This is a genomic window from Aliivibrio sp. S10_S31, assembly GCF_014694495.1.
GTDB classification, from domain to species: domain Bacteria; phylum Pseudomonadota; class Gammaproteobacteria; order Enterobacterales; family Vibrionaceae; genus Aliivibrio; species Aliivibrio fischeri.
Map to the genome: position 1 here is coordinate 16,955 of NZ_JAAUWR010000007.1, position 20,343 is coordinate 37,297.

19 protein-coding genes are annotated in these 20,343 nt (G+C 37.1%); 5 read left to right on the forward strand and 14 right to left on the reverse strand.

Annotation, left to right across the window (positions count from 1 at the left end):
* Window positions 1-70: 70 nt before the first annotated feature.
* The gene (locus HC728_RS07745) at window positions 71-1,702 is read left to right on the forward strand and encodes an alpha-glucosidase (protein ID WP_065622598.1); all 1,632 of its coding nucleotides are present in this window, start codon (window positions 71-73) and stop codon (window positions 1,700-1,702) included.
* Window positions 1,703-1,787: 85 nt separating this feature from the next.
* On the opposite strand, the gene fadA is transcribed toward HC728_RS07745, so the two are convergent.
* The 6 genes from fadA to HC728_RS07775 all read right to left on the reverse strand — a co-directional run bounded on the left by fadA (window position 1,788) and on the right by HC728_RS07775 (window position 8,906).
* On the reverse strand, window positions 1,788-2,957 hold the full coding sequence (fadA, locus tag HC728_RS07750; protein WP_017018750.1) for an acetyl-CoA C-acyltransferase FadA: 1,170 nt from the start codon (window positions 2,955-2,957) through the stop codon (window positions 1,788-1,790).
* Between the two features lie 14 nt (window positions 2,958-2,971).
* Window positions 2,972-5,065 (reverse strand): 3-hydroxyacyl-CoA dehydrogenase NAD-binding domain-containing protein, encoded by a 2,094-nt coding sequence (locus HC728_RS07755; protein ID WP_065622597.1) that lies wholly within the window; start codon window positions 5,063-5,065, stop codon window positions 2,972-2,974.
* Window positions 5,066-5,128: 63 nt separating this feature from the next.
* Window positions 5,129-6,406: an acetyl-CoA hydrolase/transferase family protein gene (locus HC728_RS07760; RefSeq protein ID WP_065622596.1), complete on the reverse strand. Its 1,278-nt coding sequence runs from the start codon at window positions 6,404-6,406 to the stop codon at window positions 5,129-5,131.
* 43 nt (window positions 6,407-6,449) lie between these two features.
* On the reverse strand, window positions 6,450-7,610 hold the full coding sequence (gene fabV / locus HC728_RS07765) for an enoyl-ACP reductase FabV (RefSeq protein WP_065622595.1): 1,161 nt from the start codon (window positions 7,608-7,610) through the stop codon (window positions 6,450-6,452).
* Window positions 7,611-7,767: 157 nt separating this feature from the next.
* Window positions 7,768-8,073 (reverse strand): hypothetical protein, encoded by a 306-nt coding sequence (locus tag HC728_RS07770; RefSeq protein WP_065622594.1) that lies wholly within the window; start codon window positions 8,071-8,073, stop codon window positions 7,768-7,770.
* Window positions 8,074-8,099: 26 nt separating this feature from the next.
* Window positions 8,100-8,906 carry a hypothetical protein gene (locus tag HC728_RS07775; RefSeq protein WP_065622593.1) on the reverse strand — a complete coding sequence of 269 codons (807 nt, stop codon included), beginning with the start codon at window positions 8,904-8,906 and terminating at the stop codon, window positions 8,100-8,102.
* A gap of 390 nt (window positions 8,907-9,296) precedes the next feature.
* Here HC728_RS07775 and HC728_RS07780 point away from each other — a divergent pair, with 390 nt between their 5' ends.
* The 3 genes from HC728_RS07780 to HC728_RS07790 all read left to right on the forward strand — a co-directional run bounded on the left by HC728_RS07780 (window position 9,297) and on the right by HC728_RS07790 (window position 12,616).
* Complete coding sequence (locus HC728_RS07780; RefSeq protein ID WP_065603702.1) at window positions 9,297-10,328, forward strand: AraC family transcriptional regulator; 1,032 nt, start codon at window positions 9,297-9,299, stop codon at window positions 10,326-10,328.
* 138 nt (window positions 10,329-10,466) lie between these two features.
* On the forward strand, window positions 10,467-11,573 hold the full coding sequence (locus HC728_RS07785; protein WP_017018757.1) for a linear amide C-N hydrolase: 1,107 nt from the start codon (window positions 10,467-10,469) through the stop codon (window positions 11,571-11,573).
* A gap of 86 nt (window positions 11,574-11,659) precedes the next feature.
* On the forward strand, window positions 11,660-12,616 hold the full coding sequence (locus HC728_RS07790; RefSeq protein ID WP_065622591.1) for a linear amide C-N hydrolase: 957 nt from the start codon (window positions 11,660-11,662) through the stop codon (window positions 12,614-12,616).
* A gap of 78 nt (window positions 12,617-12,694) precedes the next feature.
* On the opposite strand, the gene HC728_RS07795 is transcribed toward HC728_RS07790, so the two are convergent.
* From HC728_RS07795 to HC728_RS07825, 7 genes are read right to left on the reverse strand one after another with little or no spacing between them, the layout of a single operon-like run.
* Complete coding sequence (locus HC728_RS07795) at window positions 12,695-13,498, reverse strand: LytTR family DNA-binding domain-containing protein (protein WP_065622590.1); 804 nt, start codon at window positions 13,496-13,498, stop codon at window positions 12,695-12,697.
* Window positions 13,495-14,547: a sensor histidine kinase gene (locus HC728_RS07800; RefSeq protein WP_065621431.1), complete on the reverse strand. Its 1,053-nt coding sequence runs from the start codon at window positions 14,545-14,547 to the stop codon at window positions 13,495-13,497. Before HC728_RS07800 ends, HC728_RS07795 begins: the two co-directional genes overlap by 4 nt.
* A complete protein-coding gene (locus HC728_RS07805; protein WP_065622589.1) occupies window positions 14,547-15,803 on the reverse strand; it encodes a hypothetical protein in 1,257 nt (418 codons plus the stop codon). Before HC728_RS07805 ends, HC728_RS07800 begins: the two co-directional genes overlap by 1 nt.
* Window positions 15,804-15,805: 2 nt before the next feature.
* Complete coding sequence (locus tag HC728_RS07810; protein ID WP_190395269.1) at window positions 15,806-16,603, reverse strand: outer membrane lipoprotein-sorting protein; 798 nt, start codon at window positions 16,601-16,603, stop codon at window positions 15,806-15,808.
* On the reverse strand, window positions 16,596-17,864 hold the full coding sequence (locus HC728_RS07815) for an ABC transporter permease (RefSeq protein ID WP_190395270.1): 1,269 nt from the start codon (window positions 17,862-17,864) through the stop codon (window positions 16,596-16,598). The genes HC728_RS07810 and HC728_RS07815 overlap by 8 nt, the downstream gene beginning before the upstream one ends.
* Window positions 17,852-18,535 (reverse strand): ABC transporter ATP-binding protein, encoded by a 684-nt coding sequence (locus HC728_RS07820; protein WP_190395271.1) that lies wholly within the window; start codon window positions 18,533-18,535, stop codon window positions 17,852-17,854. Before HC728_RS07820 ends, HC728_RS07815 begins: the two co-directional genes overlap by 13 nt.
* A gap of 9 nt (window positions 18,536-18,544) precedes the next feature.
* Window positions 18,545-19,186 (reverse strand): hypothetical protein, encoded by a 642-nt coding sequence (locus HC728_RS07825; protein ID WP_190395272.1) that lies wholly within the window; start codon window positions 19,184-19,186, stop codon window positions 18,545-18,547.
* Window positions 19,187-19,371: 185 nt separating this feature from the next.
* On the opposite strand from HC728_RS07825, the gene HC728_RS07830 reads away from it, so the two are divergent.
* On the forward strand, window positions 19,372-19,866 hold the full coding sequence (locus HC728_RS07830; protein WP_190395273.1) for a GNAT family N-acetyltransferase: 495 nt from the start codon (window positions 19,372-19,374) through the stop codon (window positions 19,864-19,866).
* 74 nt (window positions 19,867-19,940) lie between these two features.
* Here HC728_RS07830 and HC728_RS07835 read toward each other — a convergent pair whose 3' ends face one another.
* Window positions 19,941-20,210 carry a DksA/TraR family C4-type zinc finger protein gene (locus HC728_RS07835; RefSeq protein ID WP_190395274.1) on the reverse strand — a complete coding sequence of 90 codons (270 nt, stop codon included), beginning with the start codon at window positions 20,208-20,210 and terminating at the stop codon, window positions 19,941-19,943.
* Window positions 20,211-20,343: the final 133 nt, after the last annotated feature.

Below are 20,343 nucleotides of genomic sequence, written 5' to 3' on the forward strand. Positions count from 1 at the left end.
TATCAATTATTCATCACCGTTTTTTTTCGCTATATTGCGTTTAATTTCTTTTAGTTAGTGGAATACAAATATGGAAAAGCGTTGGTGGCATAACAGTGTTGTTTATCAAATTTACCCTCGTAGCTTCTGTGACTCAAATAATGATGGTATTGGTGATCTACAAGGCATTATTAGTAAACTGGATTACTTGCAAGGTCTTGGTATTGATGTAATTTGGCTTTCTCCGGTTTACCAATCGCCAATGGATGATAACGGTTATGACATTTCTGATTATCAAGCGATTGCGGCTGAATTTGGCACCATGGAAGACATGAAGCGTTTAATGCAGCAAGCAGAAGATCGCGGCATTAAAGTGGTCATGGATTTAGTGGTTAACCACACATCGGACGAACACGCTTGGTTTGTTGAAGCTAAAAGCGATAAAAATAGTCAATACCGTGATTTTTATATCTGGCGTGATGCAGGTGAAAACGGCGAAGCACCAAGTGACATCGGATCCATTTTTGGTGGTTCTGCATGGCAATGGGATGAAGAGAATCAACAATACTATTTCCATTTATTCTCTAAACGCCAACCAGATTTAAACTGGGAGAACCCAGAAGTTCACCAAAAAGTATTTGATATGATGAACTGGTGGATTGACCAAGGTATTGGTGGCTTCCGTCTAGATGTTATCGATTTAATCGGCAAAGAAGTCGACAAGAAAATCACAGGTGATGGCGAGCGTCTTCACCCGCTTCTTCAAAAAATGAACCAAGCGACATTCGGTGATAAAGATCTGCTTACGGTGGGCGAAACATGGGGAGCAACACCTGAAAGTGCTCAACTTTATAGTGACCCTGCTCGTCATGAGCTATCGATGGTGTTCCAGTTCGAGCACATTACCCTACTTTGGGAAGATGGCGATAAATGGAAGCCTAAGCCGCTTGATCTCACCTTATTTAAGCAAGTGATGACCAAATGGCAAGTAGAACTAAACAATAAAGGTTGGAACTCGCTATTTTGGAATAACCACGATTTACCTCGAGTTGTCTCTAAATACGGTTGTGATGGCCAATATCGTGTTGAGTCGGCAAAAATGCTGGCAACCACTCTACATATGATGAAAGGCACGCCTTATATTTTCCAAGGTGAAGAGATCGGCATGACGAACGTCGCATTCGATACGTTAGAAGAGTACAAAGACATTGAAACGTTGAACTTCTATCGAGTAAAAACCGAATCAGGCGTAAGTCATGAAAGTATGATGAAAGGGATCCACGCCAATAGCCGTGATAATGCTCGTACACCAATGCACTGGGATAACTCTGATAATGCAGGATTTACTCAAGGTACGCCTTGGATCAAACTGAACCCGAATTACCCTGAGATCAACGTTGCCGCAGCGCTAGAAGATAAAAACTCGATTTTCTATCACTATCAAAAACTGATCGCTCTGAGAAAGCAGAACCCAGTGATTGTCTATGGTGATTTTATTCCTCTGTTTGAAACGCACTCTGCCGTGTTTGCTTATGAGCGTAAAGATAATGAACAACACTTCATTGTATTAAACAACTTTAGTGCAGAGCCACAAACATTAGCATTGCCTGAGCATATTGCTAACCGCTCTGTAGAGTGCTTGATCAGCAATCTTGAGCCAACAACACAATTAGGCTCTGAGTTGATACTAGCACCTTATCAAAGCTTGGTTTTAGCTCTTTAAAGATTATTAAAAACAAAAAAGCCACCTGACCTTCTTTTACTATTAACTAGTCCAGAAAGTAAGGTGGCTCTTGATTTATATCATGCTAATTTTTATATTTCTTAACCACTGTAGCTATTCCCTGACCAAACCCTATACACATTGTTGCTAAACCGTATTCTCCTCCATGAGTTTCTAGTACATTAATAACACTACCTACAATACGAGAACCTGAACAACCAAGTGGGTGCCCTAGTGCAATTGCCCCTCCATGCATATTAATATCATCCATTCGGTTCGTTAATTCCATTTTTCGAATGCAGCTGATTGCTTGAGCGCCAAAGGCTTCATTTAGTTCAAATTTATCAATGTCATTTAACGTTAATCCTGCACGTTTTAACGCTTTATCTGAAGCAGGTACTGGGCCAATCCCCATAATTGCAGCGGGTACACCAGCAGTCGCCATTGAAACAATTTCTGCTCGAATAGTTAAACCTAATGATTTTGCTTTTTCTTCACTCATTACCAACAATGCAGAAGCGCCATCCGATAGTGCTGATGACGTTGCTGGTGTAACCGTACCAGCAGGTGAAGGGTCAAAACATGGACGCAATTTACTAAATGATTCAATGGTTGCATCTTCACGAATCACTTCGTCTTTATCTACTATAATAGGTGCTCCCATTTCATCATGACCAGGTGTAGGAACAATTTGATCTTTAAAGTAACCTTTATTTTGAGCTTCAAGACTCAACTTATGTGAACGCACACCAAGTTCATCTTGTTCTTGACGTGAAATATGATTCAATTTTGCTAATGCTTCTGCCGTTAGTCCCATAGCTGCCGATGCTTGCGCCATGACAAAATCGGATGGTCCCGATAAATCAACACCATGTGTCATAGGAACATGTCCCATATGTTCAACACCCCCAACAATAAAGACATCACCTTCACCAGCCTTAATTTGACGAGCTGCGATATGTAGAGCATCCATTGACGAACCACATAAACGGTTCACCGTTGTTCCTGTTACTTCAACAGGCAACCCGGCTTGAAGTGCAACTATTTTAGCTAAATTAGCGCCTTGCTCTAAAGTCTGCTGTACACAGCCCCACACAACATCTTCTACATCTAATGAATCAACCTCTGGGTTTCTCTCCATAAGAGCTTTGATCAAATGAGCACTTAATTTATCCGCACGAATGTTACGGAAAACACCATTTTTTGATTTACCCATTGGGGTACGTACAAAATCTACAATTACTGCTTTAGTCATGATCTATTCTCCAATTAAGCGTGCATGTTAGGGACGGTGTAAGTAATGTTATCAGCAAGAACTTCTGACATTTCTGCCGCAGATTGTTGAATTTCTTCTGGTGTTTTCATATCCATTTGGTAAACCAAACCACCGCGGAATGGTGGGAAGCCAGTACCATAAATCATAGCTAAGTCCGCTTCCTCTTTAGAGGCGATGATATCTTCATTAAGTGCACGTTTGGCTTCAAACATCATAGGTAAAATTAATGCATTAATAATTTGCTCTTCTGTTAACTCTAAGGTCCCTACACTATTAAATAATGTGGAAGCTTTCTCATTAAATTCTTTAACTGGACGACCGCGTTTATCTGTTGACCAATTATAAAATCCACTACCATTTTTTTGACCTAGCAAATTATTATCAAACAACCTTTGTACAATATTATTCTCAGGCAGAGGCATATGTGAGTAGTTTTGAGACATCAGTTCAAGCACATGAGCAGAGGTATCCATTCCCACAACATCAATCAATTCAGCAGGTCCCATTGGCATACCATATTTCTTCATTGTTTTTTCAATAAAGCTAAAATCAGCACCTTTCGCCAATAAATTAGAATAAGCTCGCATATATGGTGTTAATATACGGTTTACAAAAAAACCAGCACAGTTATTAATAACTATTGGTGTTTTCCCAATTTGATTTACATATGTAACTGCTTTTTTCACTGTTTCTTCGCTAGTTTTCTCTCCACGAATAACCTCAACAAGAGGCATCTTATTAACTGGATTAAAGAAATGAATGCCAATGAAGTTCTCAGGATAATCTAAAGAAGAAGCCAACTGTGTAATACTGATTGTCGAGGTATTAGAAGCAATAACGGTATTTTCTTTTGTTGCATCCTCACACTCTTTTAAAACAATACTCTTCACTTTTGGGTTTTCTACTACAGCTTCTACCACCATATCTGCTTGCTTCAAAGAGTCGTATGTTAATGTTGGTATAATATTATTTAATGCCGTTGCTGCTTTTTTAAAGTTAATTTTTCCACGCTTAACTGGCTTCTCAAGTAAGTTAACCGCTGTACTTAAGCCAAGATCTAAACCAGCTTGATTAACATCTTTTAATGGTGAACGAATGCCTTTAATTGCATTAGTATGAGCGATGCCTCCCCCCATAATCCCAGCACCAATCACTGCACATTCAACCGTTTTTTCTCCAGCTAATTTTTTTGCCTTACTTTTTACGGCTAAATCAGCCAGATACACATGGCACATTGCTGCTGAATGACCAGTATTAATTAGGCGCTCAACGACACCTTCAATTTCATTTTTCAAAGACTCATCACGGCTCTCGTTTGCTGATTGTTCAATCACATTGACAATCGTCATTGGAGCTGGGTAATTAGGACCAGCGGCTTTCGCTATCATTCCTTTGGCAATACCAATGGACATTTTTAATTCATAACTAGATAAAGGAATTCTTCCCTTTTTCATTTCACGAATAACTTTATAATTTCGTTTACCATCTACGCATTCAGTAATCAAATTAACCGCCGAGGTCATCGCGTCTTTATTTTCAACAATGCCATTGATAAAACCATCTTTTAATGCTTTTTCTGCTTTAAAATTTCGACCTGAAGTTAACCAAGTCAATGACGTATCAAGACCTACAAGACGAGGCAGGCGTGTTACCCCTCCCATAGCAGGGAAAATACCAATCTTAACTTCAGGAAAACCAACAGAGATATCAGGTGTACCTAAACGAAAATCACTTGAAAGAGCAAATTCAGCGCCGCCACCATAACAATGGCCCTTAATAATGCTTACCGTCGGAAATGGAAGATCTTCGAGTTTATTATAAACAGAGTGCGTATAAGCTAGATGCTCTCTAGCACCGCCTTTAAATAAAGGTAAAAACTCATTAATATCAGCACCAAAAGCAAAATTGTCCGTTGAAGTGGTAATGATTAACCCATTAACTTTTGCAGTAAGGAGTAGTTGGTCAAGTAAAGTACTTAACTCTTCGATGACTGCTTTTGACATTAAACGAGCCGGCGAAAAAAAATCTAAAACAGCGATGTCTTTCTCAGCAAGAGTAAGATTAAAATGAGCACCGTTAAACAACATAATAATATCCTTTTTATGATATGAAATAGGAAGTCAATTCATCATCACTTCCCATTTAAAATTCTAGTGAATTAAACCGCTTTTAATTGCTTCCGATTTTAAGTGTTCTCGTAAATCTGGATGAGCAATACTAATTAGTAATTCAGTTCGTTCTTCATATGACTTATTCATCAAACGTACAACGCCATATTCAGTCGCAATATAATCAACATCTGAACGTAAATAGGTAATCGGCGTTCCTTCAGGAAAACCCACCATAATATTTGAAATTAGGTCGCCTTCTTTATTGGTATATGCTGATTTAAGCGCAATAATAGATTTGCCACCTTTGGACATTTTCGCTGCACGAGCAAAATCATATGCTCCACCAGTACCAGAAATTTGTCGATATCCCATTCCTTCAGCAGTTACCTGACCTGTTAAATCTACTGCAATACATGTATTAACAGAGGTAAAACAATCATGTTTAGAAACAAGATATGGGTCAGTCACTTCGTAACATGGTTCTATAACTAAATTATCCGCTGTTTTTAAGTAATCTAATAAATTCTGATCACCCATAGCTAATGTACAAGTAACATTGGCTGTCGGATCTACAGCACCAGCTTGAATTAATTCAACCATTGAACTGGTAAGCATTTCAGTATGGATCTTTATGTTTTTCTTGTTTTTAAGGGCATACCCGACTGCATTAGAAATTGAACCAATTCCAATTTGTAACGTACATCCATCATCAACAATATCAGCAACAATTTCACCAATTTGAATATCAGTATCACTGACCTTCTCACTTGGAATTGCAATTAGTGGAAGGTTTGACGTTGTAACAGTTGTTGCTTCATCAAGATGAATACAGTTACGATAACCACCACAATGAGGCACGTTTTCATTAACAATTAAAATCACTTTCTCTGCATGGCTTGCCATCAATTGGGAACCTAACCCACCAATGGGACCCAAACTACAAAAACCCTCGCCATCCGGTGGTGATACTTCTAATGCCACAGCATTTGGTTTTAATTCTAGGAATAAGTCTTTCATACTACTGTAATGTGTTGTATTTAATTCCATATTTCCTAGTGAACGCATAGCACGCTCTAATGGACCTAAAAAAAGACTTCGATAATAAATACGTCCTTTATATTCTGGTAACATGAATTCTTGTTTAGGGTTTAAAATCATTCCACTGATTATTTCAACATCTTTAAGTTTTGAGCTCATTTTTTCGAGAGTCGTCAAAAACTCATAAGAAACACCAATAGCACCACTAACCCATAGACGATCACCTGATGTTATTTCAGATACAGCCTCTGACATCGATACAAAATTTAATTTATTCATAACATACTCTTTTACTAATTTTATTGATGAATAGCGTTAATCGTTATTTGTAATCCACTCCTTCAATTTCAAATCCATTTATTTGAGAAAATTCTTTTCTATATCCTTCATAATCACCTACGCTTGGATCTTTATAGTTAGATGAATTAATATTCTTAATCATTTCTTTTATTTTATTTTGAACTTCAGGATTAAGTTCGAAGTTATCTGCACGAATTAATCTCTGATCGTCAGTAGGCGTTCCATTTGGGTTATATAAATAACCTTGCATAATACGATGCATATGCTGAATTGCAGTTTCATCTTCACCACGCTCTTTTAGCTCTTTCATTAAAGCCAAAACATAAGTCGATAGACCTGGAATAAATACAGAAGCCTTAGAGACAATAGCCTTACAAACAGCAACATAAGCATGGCCATTAATATCTGATAATTTGGTATCTAATAAATCAGCAGTTTGATGTAAGTGTTCTTTCGCTTTACCTAACGTTCCGCCAAAGTAAACAGGATAAGTAACTTCTGACCCTATATAAGAGTATGCAATAGTTTTAAAATCCGTATCTAAAACATCTGCTTCTTTTAATACTTCTACCCATTCTTGCCAATCTTCTCCACCCATCACTTTAACAGTAGCCTCTATCTCATCGTTATTTGCCGGCTCTAAAGTCACTGGAATCATCATTTCAGGCTCAAAACTAATAAAATTACCTGTGAATGGAGAATCAATAGCTTTTAGTTCAGATTTCCACTTACCTTCCCCATTTGGCTTAGGACGGATCCCTGTAGCTAAGCTATATACTAAACAATCAATTTTCCCAAAGTTTTGTCGAATATAATTAATTACCTTAGTTCGCATTTCTAAACTAAAAGCATCACCTATAAAATCTTCAGCAATTAATCCCTCTTCTTTTGCGAAATGTTGAAAAGATAAATTATTATGATAACCAGCGGTACCCGTATCACTTTCTGTAGGCGGGCGTTCATAAGAAACATTTAAAGTATTCGCTCTTCCACCAAAAGCTAATGAAATTCTTGAGGCAAGCCCTAATCCTGAAGAACCTCCAAGAACCAAAACGTTTTTAGGTGCATTATTTATTTGAGGCAAATTTTTCACATCTTTAATTTGCTGCCTAACTTGTTCTTTACACCCTAACGGATGACAATTAGCAGCAACGACTCCTTTGATTATTTTAATATCACTCATAATAACTCCAATATAAAATTAAATTTCATAACTACAATTATAAAAACATATTACACAACACTTAAATATGACTTATATCTCATTTGAATTTTAATGGCTGTCATAGATAAATAAGTGGCTTAGAATGTCAACCAGTAACTAAACAACCATTAAAAATCTAGATAAATTGAACATCCTCAAAGAAATAATCAATTTGCTTTACATGTAAAATTTCATCTTTATCAAAAGTAAATTCTTTTTCTTCATTTATAACACCGACAATTAATTTACTATTGTTTAATTTACTAACATCAACTTTTTCATGGTCTAATATACATACATAACCATTCTTATTTGGTTTAGTTATATTAATAATATATTTATTATCATTTGGTTCATCAATAACCTGCATAGCTTGAGATAACGATATTTTTTTTCTTAAATAATCCTCATGCCATTGATTATCAAAGTCAAAATTATTCATATTATTCTCCATATTTAGATAGATAACTAAAAATAATACGTTACACCGATACGGAATTGTCGTTTATCATCTGCTACTTTAAACGAGCTACTTGAGTGAGACCCTTTATTATTAACATGACTAAATGTTTCTTTATAAACTCCCATTAGCCACCATTTTTTATTATCAGTTAAAGGTGTTCCTATCATAGTTTCAATTAATAGATCTTGTGTAACTACATTATCAAAATCGAGGTATGAGTATTGAGGGTTTATCATCATATATGTCCCTTTCTTACCTAGATAGATGGAATTAAACAAATTTAATTGCATACCAGTACCATCATCCATACCGATTCTTTTTGCGCTATTATTTACGTCGGCCTTAACTACAGCCACATTTGGGAAAAGAGACCAATTACTTAACACTGGTATTTTTGAAATAGCACCAACGGCTACTATATTGTCTATTGACGTCGAATCATCATTTGATTGGTCAAGATAATCTAAGGAATAACCTGCTTTTGGTAGCCATTCATAACCTGTCCCAAACACTTGATACCAACGCGCTCGGAACTCACGTAAATCCATACCGTTTTCATAACCAGATTGCTCTGCGCTTTCTTTTTCAGCTACTGTCGCTGATAACATTGTTAAAAACTGATTGTCTTTATTAAATGAACCACCTACATTAAATATTGATTGCACAGCAAAATCATTATCATTGCTATTTGTGCCTACATAAACCTGAAGTGAAGACATAAGACGAGTAACATCAGCAGGATCTGGTGCATCTTCAGAAAACGCTGCACTTGAGAATGTAAGAAGTAAACTTAATGGAATTAATTTGTTCATAATTAAACCTTAATTAATATTATAAATTTAACACGAAAAAAATTTAACTCATTTCAAAAGAAAATAAAAAAGTAATAAAAGCTAATATTTTTTTCATGCCACTGCGATGATTAATATAATATTAATTTAACTTTTTATATTCTTGCCAATTTAAGCCAATAATTTGATTAAATTTGCCAATGATATTGTTTCTGACTTTGATCACATAAACCAATTAAAAAATTCAATTATCAAATAATATTAACTAAATGCGCCATACAATTGACCTACTGCGCCATAGAGCATAGATGTGATTTAGTTCACCGACAACAATTGACAATTTTATTAAAATGCCACCATATGTAGCTCATACTAACTTTATAATTATTATCAGTAGGTTAAGGTGAAAAGATGCTCAACCAAACAAACACTAATCACTATTTTTTGCATGCTGGTTGGTACAAACTACTTGCAACCCAGATAAAAGAATCCAATGTTGATATAACAAAATATAATACATACAAAGATATTACGGCTAATAATGATGGTGAATATGACATTCGTTCATTGCGAACTCTCCATAGTGAAATTATTAACGATTATCAAAACTTTAAAATGTCAATTCAAGCGGCAAAACATGTAACCCCTTTTACTTTTGGATGTTATTCAATCGCTCTTTCTACATGTCGTTCGCTCTATGACTTTCTCAAGATAGCATGTGAAAACTTCATTTATATCGCCCCTCAAATTCGTTTATCCCTAAGCCAGAGTAATGGTGATATTGATCTTATACTCATTCAAAACCATTCCCCAAAAGATTCGAGAGTCACTAAATCTGGTTATGTGATCATTATTTGTACATTATTAGAAATGATGCGTAATCTAAACAATAAAGAATCTATTCCATTTCAGTTATATGCTCCAGATTTAAACTATGAAAATGATGAAAAAAAATACTTAGAGCAAAGGTATAACTGTACAAAACTAATTAATAAAGCAATTATTAAATTAAAATTCAAAGAAAAAGATCTTATTCATACCGTAAAAAACTATCATCCAGAAATACACCAACATAACTTATCATTTGTTCATCAACGTGTTGAAAAACTAAATAAAAGTGATATTTGCTTACAAATATGTGATATTTTCGAAAAATATGAATCTCTAAAAGATATTAATATCAATTCCGTTGCTGAACAATTACATACAAGTACTCGAACCTTAAATCGACGCCTTGCGAGTGTTGATACTAATTTTACTAATACTCTCAATTGCTATCGCTTAGATAAAGCAATTCGATTATTAAAAAATCCTGAAATAAGCATGACTGAAATTACTTACCAATTAGGATTTTCTGAATTAAGTAGTTTTTCTCGAGCATTTAAACGTTGGACTGGAGATTGCCCTACTAAATTACATACTTCATCAATTATTAATAATTAACTAAATCAGACAATGATTTAGCAGCTCGTGCCATTTTTTTATCAGAAGACTTGCATCACAAATATTATTAAAATTTTATTTAGAATAAAAATCGGTTATTACAGTAAATTAATTTATTTTAAATAATAAGGTACTACGATGAAAAATATAATGATATTTTTAATCTTCACTAGCGTATTCCTAACTGGTATTGCACAAGCATGTACTGGAATAAGACTAGTTGCTAACGATGGTTCACCAATATTTGGTAGAACCGAAGAATTTGGAGATGATGTATTCGAAGTTAACTGGAAAATTTTCCCGCGAGATTACACATTTCAAGGTTATACGCCAGATGGTAGCAATGGAAAACAGTGGAAAAGTAAATATGGTTTTGTAGCAGCTACTCCATTTGAAGTTGAACAAGCAGTTGAAGGGCTTAATGAGCATGGCCTTCAAGTTGGTGTATTCTATTTTCAACCATATGAGCAAGCAATATATCAAAAGTATATCCCCTCAAAAGCCAAAAATTCAATCGGTGGCTGGCAACTTCCTACTTATATAATATCTCAAGCAAAAAATGTTGATGAAGTAAGGTGGCTACTTAGTAAAGTAAATGTGGTTGATGCAATACCTTATCCTTATTATAAAGACTGGAACGTTTCCCCTAAGATCCACCTTGCTGTCAATGATGCACAAGGTAATTCTGTTGTCATTGAGTATTTAAATGGTGAGTTACATATTTTTGATAACCCATTAGGAGCGATAACCAATAAACCAAGATTTGATTGGCATCAACAAAATTTAAAACAATTCACCAACTTGCCAATTGACCAGCCCGTACCTTTTCAGAATAAATCAAAAGAAGTAATGAGGACAGGTCTCGATATTGATAGACTAGAAAGTATATCTGGCGAAATAACATCTGAATCTAGATTTATAAGAGCTGCTATGTATAGCCAAACAGCAGAACCCTTTGATACAGCATTAGAAGGCGTTCATGCCGCATTTAATATCTTAAATAACTTTGATATTCCTAAAGGGTTTAAACGTTATCGCCACTCTGATGGAAAAGAATATTCAATGTATTCTCAATGGACAACAGTTAGTGATTTAAGAAATAAAAAAATGTATATCCGTTCTTTTTATAGCCCTAGTGTAAAGTTGATTGATTTAAATGAAATTAATTTTAAAGATGGGAAAGTAAAAACATTTGAAATACCAATGAGCTTCGAGTTTGATAAAATAAAAATTAACTCTAACTAATACCATTAAATAAATTTAATTTAATTTAATTATCTCATAAACCAACTAATAAGTATTTAATAAAAAATAATATATATGGAGCAAAAATGAATAAATTCATCAAAACAACAATGTGTATTGCCGCATTATTCAGTAGCATTAGTTTTGCTTGTACAACTGTAGGGTGGTTATCCGACTATGGTATGATTATTAGCCGAACTCAAGACTGGTCCGAAAACTCTTTCCCAACACTCACTCGTATCGAAGCAGGCACAGTTCGCAATTTACATGGAACACCAACTGGCGATACTTATAAAACTAAATATACAATTGCTGGCATTTTAGCTTATAGCGGTCTTATACATGATGCTGTAAATGAAAAAGGCTTGCAGATGAATGGGCTTTATTACAAACCAATGACTCTACCAAAAGCTGAAAAAGACTCTGTTAGCCAATTAGAACTTGGCGGGTATATTTTAGCAATGTATTCGAGTGTAGAGGAAGCGGTAACTCATCTTAAAACGTTAAAAGTTGGTTCGGTTTCTATGCCAGGGGCTCCAGCTCCAATCCTTCTCCATTGGGCTATAACTGATAAAACTGGAGACCGTGCAGTTATTGAATATGACGCCGATGGTTTAAAAATCTACCGAGGTGAAGATGCAATGGTAATGACAAATCAACCTTCTCAGCAAATTCATTTAGATAATGTTAAAACAATCAAAAAATTTGGTCCCGGAATTGATTTTGGTTCAAAAGGAAATACAAACCCTGAAGATAGATTTAAAGAAGCGACTTACTTTAGATCTCAACTTAAAGATGCAACTTCTTCACGTAATGCAATGCTAAAAGTATTTAGTGTTGCACCTATAATTCCACAAGATGCTGCTAATATCTTAAATGGTAAGGAATCGACATATGCTACTGAATGGCAAATGACAACAAATCTAACTACTGGTGAAACTATATTTTCTTATCACTTCAATGACACATGGAATAATTTAGAGTGGAACTATAAATCAATTATTGAAAATACAGACTTTAAACCACTGCCACTATATAAATAATAGTAGTCATTAATATCAATAAAACCGTTCACAGTACGTGGACGGTTTTATTTTCTATATTTATTCAATGTGAATTTTTTACATCCCTTTAAACAAACTTTGAGCACTTCTGCTTACGGGTAATTTCGCGCTACCAATGTGAACACACAAATGCCCCAGTAAATCCTTTTTCACTTTTTCTATTTGAGCAACATTAACGATGCTTGAACGGTGAATTTGCCAAAAATGATCAGGATTGATCTTTTGCTGTAACTCTTTTAGCGAACTGCGAATAAGGTACTCCGTTATATCGATATCATTTTGCTTGGCATAAACCGAAACGTATTTATCCTCTGCTTTAAAATACAAAACATCTGCAACAGAAATCAAATGCAGATCCTCACCTTTGTACGCTTTAATCCAGCTTAAATATTCTGGCTGTTGCTGTGAAGACAGTTGCTGTATCTGAGCAAAAAGATCACTCAATACTTCTTGATTTTGGTTAGGCTCTGAATATTTATTTTGCTGAGTTAACCTTTGTTTTAGTTTTTCACAGGTAGCTTCAAGTCTGGTTTCAGAGATGGGTTTCAATACGTAATCAATCACATTAGTTTCAAACGCTTTTACCGCAAATTCGTCGTAAGCGGTAATGAAAACAATTAACGGCGCTACGGTACTTTTTTGTAATTTTGTCGCCAAAGCCATGCCATCTAGCTCTGGCATTTTTATATCCAAAAAGGCGATATCCGGTTGATGTTGCTCTATTGCATCAAGCGCTTCTTTACCGTTAGCACATACCGCTACAATATCTAAATCAAGCCAAAGATCGGATAACATTTTTTCTAAATGAAAGCGTAATAATGGCTCATCATCGGCAATAACGGCGGTAATGGATTGACTCATGAATACTCCCTATTTAATTGAAGTAATTTATCCGATGGAATAATCAGCTCTGCATTTACACCACCGTCTTTATTTTCAGTGATACGAACGGAAGCACTGCCATCGAACAAATCATGCAATCGCTGTTTGATATTATTTAAGCTCATTCCATGTCCTTTACTTGGTGGTACTGACTCCAATCCAATGCCATTATCAGAGATAACAACAATAAACTGGTTATTCTCTTGCTTAAACTGAACCATAAGATGCCCTCCCTGCGCACTCGGCTCTATACCGTGGGTAATGGCATTTTCAACCAGAGGCTGAATTAACAAAGGAGGCAGAGAAATAGACTCAATGATTTGATTATCGATGTCATACGTTAAACGATCCCCTAAACGGATCTGCTGAATCGATAAATAAGCATTTAATAACTCAATTTCTTGCTCAATAGTAATTAATGGATTTCGGTTTGTTTTTAACGATCCTCGGAGTAAATCCGTCAGCTTCTCTAGCATCAATTGTGCTTTGTTGCTGTCTAACTCAATTAACGCACTGATATTCGCTAATGTATTAAATAAAAAATGTGGCTCAATTTGACTTTGAAGCTGACTTAACTGGCTTAATACTAGCGCCTTTTCTTGCTCTAACTGCTTACGCTTAGAGAGTGCTAACGCTTGCTCTGCTAACATGGTTTTCTCAGTTGCATGAAAGTAATAGAAACAAATAGCAGTAAAGATTAACCCTAATAATACAATGGGCTGAAGTGCTTCTAAGGTGGCGAAATCGTCATATTTATTTAGCCATAATGATGCGTGAAATGTACCCAATGTGATAGAAAGCACCATGGCTAAAACGGTGGAATACGCTTTTTTTAAAGTGGGAAAGTTATTCTCTAAGACAAATGAGCATAAAACGGCACTATAGCCATAACCCAAACTAATAATGACGTGCTCATAAAATGGTGATGGCCAAATATTGCTCGTCATCATGGCGATAACCACACAGAATACCGTTGTGATAAGTAAACTTTTCACTAATTGCATTATCGTTTCTTTTCGCTCACTCATTAAAATCGCCCTTTTAGATTCAGTAACAGCATATGCTTATCGGATAAATTTGCATACGCTGAGTCGCTTTTTCCTGTCAAAAAACGCGCGGCAAATTCCATTTCTACACTTGAATCACCTGAATCATGAAGCAAATAATTTAGCCATTGCGTTGCTATCACTCCGTTATCTTCTGGTGAATACAAGGCATCAAATGTTGGGGTAAACTGACTTAACCATGAGATGTTTTTACTCCACTGCCACGTTGTCCATGCGTTAGGATCCAAACTCCAATGAAACATCATGTTATGTTGAACCATATTGACATGATTAAAGCCTTGTTGATATGACGGTGTTGCTACAGTAAGCGCATTATTCCATTCGTTTTTACTCCATGCTCGACTGTCATACCAATACTCTACAACGACACTGCTTCCGATTTCATTTGCCCAAGTTAGCCCTACCAGCGCTTGATAGGCATTTTCTTCTTTTTCTAACGTGACAGGATAACGTGTGATACTTGACTGCTGATAAGAAAGGTACTTTGATTGATACACTGCCGAGCCATGAAACTCCCACGCGGTATCTAGCACAGTAACGACACTTGCGCCCAACAACCCTTGTCGAACATCATCGTAATAAGCAACCCATTGGTATTCTGTATCTCCCACTAACGCATAGCGTCTTATGCCAATCCCTTGCTGTTCACTTTGTTCTTCTAATTCACTGCCTTCTTGTTGTGCCCATGATGAGTCGGTATAAATTAATGACCATTCACCTTGGTCATCAAAATAAGAGACCGAAGCGACACCCGCCCCTTCCTCTACTTGTATACCAACAGGATTTCGACGATAAGGCGTAAAAATATCCAACGGACGATAACCATAACCCACACCCCAATCGACTCTTACTTTACCCAATTGTAGATCCAATGGAATATCCGCAATATCAATGCTACTTTGCCAAAATAATTCACTTACAATCAGCTCACCTTCTGCACTTTTATCTTCTGATTGATTGCTAGATTGGTAATAAAGATCATTACCTTTAAGAGCCACCACCGCATTCCAGTTCTGATAACCTATTTGAACATCCAGTAATCCGTTAAACGACTCTTGGTGTTCATTGTCTGTCATTGGAGAAAAAACCGTCTCTCGCTGTTGAACCGTTTCGGCACTCAGCATCCAATCCCACTCGAAAGTCATCTCAGAAGCTTGAGCACTTAAAGAAGCCACCCAAGCACTACAATATACTAGCCGTTCTAGCCAAGGTTTCATGATCACAAATCCAACTGTTTGGTGCGTGACAGATAAGCAGGGTTATAATATTTATCGGCAATCTCTGTTGGTGTAATGTCTTTATATTCAATCACCGTTTTTTGATTGGTTTGAATTTGATCATTTAACACCATTGAGATCACTTTGGTTTCGCCTTCTCTTATCCCTTTAATAAACCACGCTTCTTTGGCCATTTTTCCTGACCGCAAATACAAATCGGCTTTAATCGGAAAACCCGTTCCTTGTTCTAGCCATAAATCGATAATGAAATAACTCGCGCCTTTTGTTGTCGCTTTTAGCTTAATCTTCTCACTTTGAATCGCTTGACCATCGGTTAGCTCGGTGGTTGTCGATTCGACCCACTCACCTTGATAATCTTCACTCCACGTTAACGTTGAAATGTCACCCACTGAGGCTTCACCGAGTAATTTTTGCATCGGTGTAATGCGGATTGGGCGGCGACTTTTGGGCATGAGTAGCCAATAGTTATCCCCTAGCATCAACATCTTTTGCCCGGCTTCCACTTGAGAATTAAACAACACCAAAGATTCTCGATCTTCTCGTGTGTATACCGTGTATTGGCGAGTTTTATCTAGCTCGTCATTTTTGTATAGCTTAACCTCTGAAACCACTTTTGCTGAACTTTCACCTAAGCGAAAATCATCGGCCTTTTTCACCAGTTGTTGAACTTGGGCTCCAGTCAGGTTGTGCGTGTTATCCATATTTTGCGTTGTTGCGATTGCGGTCGATTGAAAGCCAACAAGCACAAACAGAATAAATAAGTGAGATAATTTAGACATAAATAAGCGCCTCCGTAATGGGTTTTTTCACGCCTTTTTTGGCCGATAAGTACGCTGCCAGTAAACAAATACACACAACACCAACGCCTGCATAAGCCACTAATTCAAATGAGAAATAAATATTCAGTGAGTACCCATCCGTTCTTCCCGGTGGTGGTGGCATCTGCACATCAACCACTAACAGCAGTATTGTCGTTAAGGCTGTTATTACTGCACCAAGAACCACACCTATAACTGCAAGTAAGCCCGCTTCTCGTAAGAATGAGTGAATGATCTCGTTAGGATAACTGCCTAATGCGGATAACGTACCGATCTCACGCGTTCTTTCTGTTACGGACATCGTCATGGTATTAAATAACGCCACAAATACCACTAGCCCCATCACAAAGCCCATCACACCAAAGATAAGATCATATAAATCTTTTACTTTGTTGTAGAAAAAAGCACGCTCTTGCCATGGTGTGATTTCAACGTCGTAATCAAGTGGCATTGTTTCTAACTCTTGATCTAATCGTTGATGTAACTCTGCAGTTTTTTCAGTATCAAATAAAAAGACCGATAAGGTGCTTACTTTCTCTGATAGCAGCAGCTCTTGTGCAGAATCGATATGAATATATAGCTGACGTTTATCTAACTCGGGAGCACCTGTTGAATAGGTGCCATGCACTTTAAAATCAAACGCATTAAGCGCCCCTTCACTGGTGGTTGCCAGTAAAGTTACCCAATCACCCACACTGACGTTGAGGTTTCTCGCTAAATCGATCCCAAGCATGATTTCAGGCTCCATGACATCGTATCGACTTGAGGTAATGTCGGTTAACGTTTTTCCTGATCTCATGTCCAAAAATGGGCCCTTCATATCAAACTCTCGATCGTTCACCCCAGTTCCCATGAAAATCGTCGATTTTACGCCATTAGAAATTAGCCCAGTAAAATCAATTCGAGGTTGTACGCCTCTTACTTCATCGTATTTCATCATGGTGCGAATTAATTCTGATGTATCAGATAATCCATTACTTAATGGCATCTCTTCATCACTTTCAAAATAACCCGGTTGACTTAATGTAAGATGGCCGGTATCTCTTGCTGTGGATTCTTTCAATGAGTCATAAGTATATAAGCCAAATCCACCCGCACTGGTTAATGCAAATACGGCAATCGTAATAATTAAGATAGAAAGTGCGCTACGACGGCCGTTTCGCAATAAATTCAACCACGCTAAGCGCAGAGAATAAGGTAATTGTGAGATTAACTTGCCCATGACACGGCCTCCTTGCTGATGGTTCCATCCAGTAAGTTAATGCACGTATCGCAATGTTGCGCCATTCGATAATCATGCGTTGCAACAATAAAGGTGGTACCAATTTCCTTCCCGAGCGCTTTCATAATATCAATCACGGTCTCTGCGGTTTGGCTATCTAAACTGGCTGTTGGCTCATCCGCAATAACCAAACTTGGTTTATGAACTAAAGCACGTGCAATGGCGACACGTTGCTGTTGTCCACCAGAAAGGTTATCAGGTCTGTGGTGAATAAAATCGCCTAGCCCCACTTTTTCTAGCATCTCAGTGGCTAGGAGCATTTGCTCTTTACTGCTGTATCCATTTAACACTAGTGGGTATGCTACGTTCTCTAATGCGGTCATCACGGGGACTAAATTAAAACGCTGAAACACAAAGCCCAGTTGGTGACGTCGTAACTTAGCGGCTTCAATAGGATCTTTAGGGTAAAACTCACCGTCCATTTTTATTTCTCCCTGATAATCCATATCAAGTAAACCTAAGATATTTAATAAGGTACTTTTACCTGATCCGGACGGCCCGCATAACGCCACCATGCTGCCTTTTATGATAAAACCATCTACTTTTTTCAGAGCCTCCACTCTCTGAGAGCCAAGCTGATACGTTTTTTCTATACCTTTAAAACTGATCATCATTATCTCCTAATTACTTGCGGTAATAAGTAATTGAGCGTTAAGGGATTCTGGGTGAGTATTATCTTGCTTTAACATCAGGGCGAGCCATTGATTGGCCTGCGCTGGGTCTTCTGCTCTAAGTGCTGCTTGTACTGCGTATCCGTATACCCAAGCCGTCGCTTCATAAGGCAGCTGTTGGAATGTTGGCTCTGAAAGTAGAGCTAAATAGAGATCATAACCACGCTCAAAATGATTAAACATATCAGGAAGTTGTGAATACGTTGCCGCCGCTAACGCACGAGTGAGATAAGACTCAGGCAAACCTGAAATTATCGGCTGTTCTTCAATTGGTGCATCTTCTGTCGCGAGTAAATTTAACCCTTTCCCTATTTTCGCTAGTCCTTGCTCAACGTATTTCATTGCGGTCCATGGCATCATGGCATCTCGACCTTTTAGGGTTTCTGCACTTCCTAAATAGACAAGTGTCAGTGGTGTTGCTCCATCTGTTTGAATCAATTCCTCAAAACGATCATAAGCCGGCTCAACAAGATCTTCATTTCCAGCCGCAGCTTGGTTATATGTTGAAATGTCTTCATCCGTTAACGCTGCTTGAGTAGAAAACGTCATTACACTTATTAATAAACTTACCGTTGCTGTTATTCGTTTCATCTGTCTGTCCTTAATTAAATGATCCTGTTTGATGTTCACAGATTAACTAAGACAAAAACAAAAAAACGTTGAATGCGACGAACGGTAAATAGAGAGGATGAATGGTAATAATGAGTTTAAATACTTGTCATCGATACCTATTCTGGTTAAGTTTAATGCTTACTAATTAAACAAGGATGCGTGTAATGGAAATAGTGATTCGCCGAACAGAAGTAAAAGACATTGATGGGTTGTGTGAATTATACAGCCAACCTCAAGCTCAGGCGCAAACTCTCCAGATCCCTATTCCATCACGTGCACTCTGGGAAAAACGACTCTCAGCAATACCTGACAATGTTTACAGCTATGTTGCCCTTATTGATGGGAAAATTGTGGGGAATATTGGCTTTGAGCACGTAACACGCCCAAGAACCCAACATGTTGCGCACTTTGGTATGGGGGTTCACGATGCCTATCACGGTCGTGGTGTTGGAAGTAAATTATTAGAAACTGTGTTAGATCTTGCTGACAATTGGCTCAATGTGAGACGCATTGAAATTGATGCGTTTGTCGATAATCACGCAGCCCTAAGGTTATATAAAAAATTCGGATTTGTTATTGAAGGAGAAGCGATTGATTCTGCGTTTAGAAATGGTGAATTCATTAACACCTATTATTTGGCTCGCATTAATCGTAATTAACCTCTCCTTTCTTTAGTAGCAAAACTTAATTAAACGTGGCGGACTGTTTCTAGATATTAGAAGCACCGCCATACTTAACGCAATTGACTGTCTTTACTTGCTCTGCGGTTATAAGCACTGAATGCTTTTTCACGCGCATCTTCTTTTGACTGACACTCCACACACAATTCAACACCAGGGATGATCTTACGACGACCTTCAGGTATTAATTCCCCACACTCCAAACAATAGTTCGTATCATTGTGCTCATGATGAAGATGCGAACGAGCACGGTTAATTGCATCAATTACGGTGGCATCTATTTGTTCTTGGACGCCACCATCTCTTGTAAATCCATTAGCCATAATGGTCTCCAGTTAATGAAATAACGACTAGGAGAGCATTATCTATTATTAACGGTATTTTGATAATATCGCTAAATGTGAATTACTATTACAGCTGTGTAATAAACAAAATTAAGGGGATATTAAAAAAGCC

What these genes read in the sequence shown, in the direction of transcription:
- HC728_RS07745 (WP_065622598.1), top strand. Translation starts at nt 71, where the DNA reads ATGGAAAAGCGTTGGTGGCATAACAGTGTTGTTTATCAAATTTACCCT.
- fadA (WP_017018750.1), bottom strand. Translation starts at nt 2,957, where the DNA reads ATGACTAAAGCAGTAATTGTAGATTTTGTACGTACCCCAATGGGTAAA.
- HC728_RS07755 (WP_065622597.1), bottom strand. Translation starts at nt 5,065, where the DNA reads ATGTTGTTTAACGGTGCTCATTTTAATCTTACTCTTGCTGAGAAAGAC.
- HC728_RS07760 (WP_065622596.1), bottom strand. Translation starts at nt 6,406, where the DNA reads ATGAATAAATTAAATTTTGTATCGATGTCAGAGGCTGTATCTGAAATA.
- fabV (WP_065622595.1), bottom strand. Translation starts at nt 7,610, where the DNA reads ATGAGTGATATTAAAATAATCAAAGGAGTCGTTGCTGCTAATTGTCAT.
- HC728_RS07770 (WP_065622594.1), bottom strand. Translation starts at nt 8,073, where the DNA reads ATGAATAATTTTGACTTTGATAATCAATGGCATGAGGATTATTTAAGA.
- HC728_RS07775 (WP_065622593.1), bottom strand. Translation starts at nt 8,906, where the DNA reads ATGAACAAATTAATTCCATTAAGTTTACTTCTTACATTCTCAAGTGCA.
- HC728_RS07780 (WP_065603702.1), top strand. Translation starts at nt 9,297, where the DNA reads ATGCTCAACCAAACAAACACTAATCACTATTTTTTGCATGCTGGTTGG.
- HC728_RS07785 (WP_017018757.1), top strand. Translation starts at nt 10,467, where the DNA reads ATGAAAAATATAATGATATTTTTAATCTTCACTAGCGTATTCCTAACT.
- HC728_RS07790 (WP_065622591.1), top strand. Translation starts at nt 11,660, where the DNA reads ATGAATAAATTCATCAAAACAACAATGTGTATTGCCGCATTATTCAGT.
- HC728_RS07795 (WP_065622590.1), bottom strand. Translation starts at nt 13,498, where the DNA reads ATGAGTCAATCCATTACCGCCGTTATTGCCGATGATGAGCCATTATTA.
- HC728_RS07800 (WP_065621431.1), bottom strand. Translation starts at nt 14,547, where the DNA reads ATGAGTGAGCGAAAAGAAACGATAATGCAATTAGTGAAAAGTTTACTT.
- HC728_RS07805 (WP_065622589.1), bottom strand. Translation starts at nt 15,803, where the DNA reads ATGAAACCTTGGCTAGAACGGCTAGTATATTGTAGTGCTTGGGTGGCT.
- HC728_RS07810 (WP_190395269.1), bottom strand. Translation starts at nt 16,603, where the DNA reads ATGTCTAAATTATCTCACTTATTTATTCTGTTTGTGCTTGTTGGCTTT.
- HC728_RS07815 (WP_190395270.1), bottom strand. Translation starts at nt 17,864, where the DNA reads ATGGGCAAGTTAATCTCACAATTACCTTATTCTCTGCGCTTAGCGTGG.
- HC728_RS07820 (WP_190395271.1), bottom strand. Translation starts at nt 18,535, where the DNA reads ATGATCAGTTTTAAAGGTATAGAAAAAACGTATCAGCTTGGCTCTCAG.
- HC728_RS07825 (WP_190395272.1), bottom strand. Translation starts at nt 19,186, where the DNA reads ATGAAACGAATAACAGCAACGGTAAGTTTATTAATAAGTGTAATGACG.
- HC728_RS07830 (WP_190395273.1), top strand. Translation starts at nt 19,372, where the DNA reads ATGGAAATAGTGATTCGCCGAACAGAAGTAAAAGACATTGATGGGTTG.
- HC728_RS07835 (WP_190395274.1), bottom strand. Translation starts at nt 20,210, where the DNA reads ATGGCTAATGGATTTACAAGAGATGGTGGCGTCCAAGAACAAATAGAT.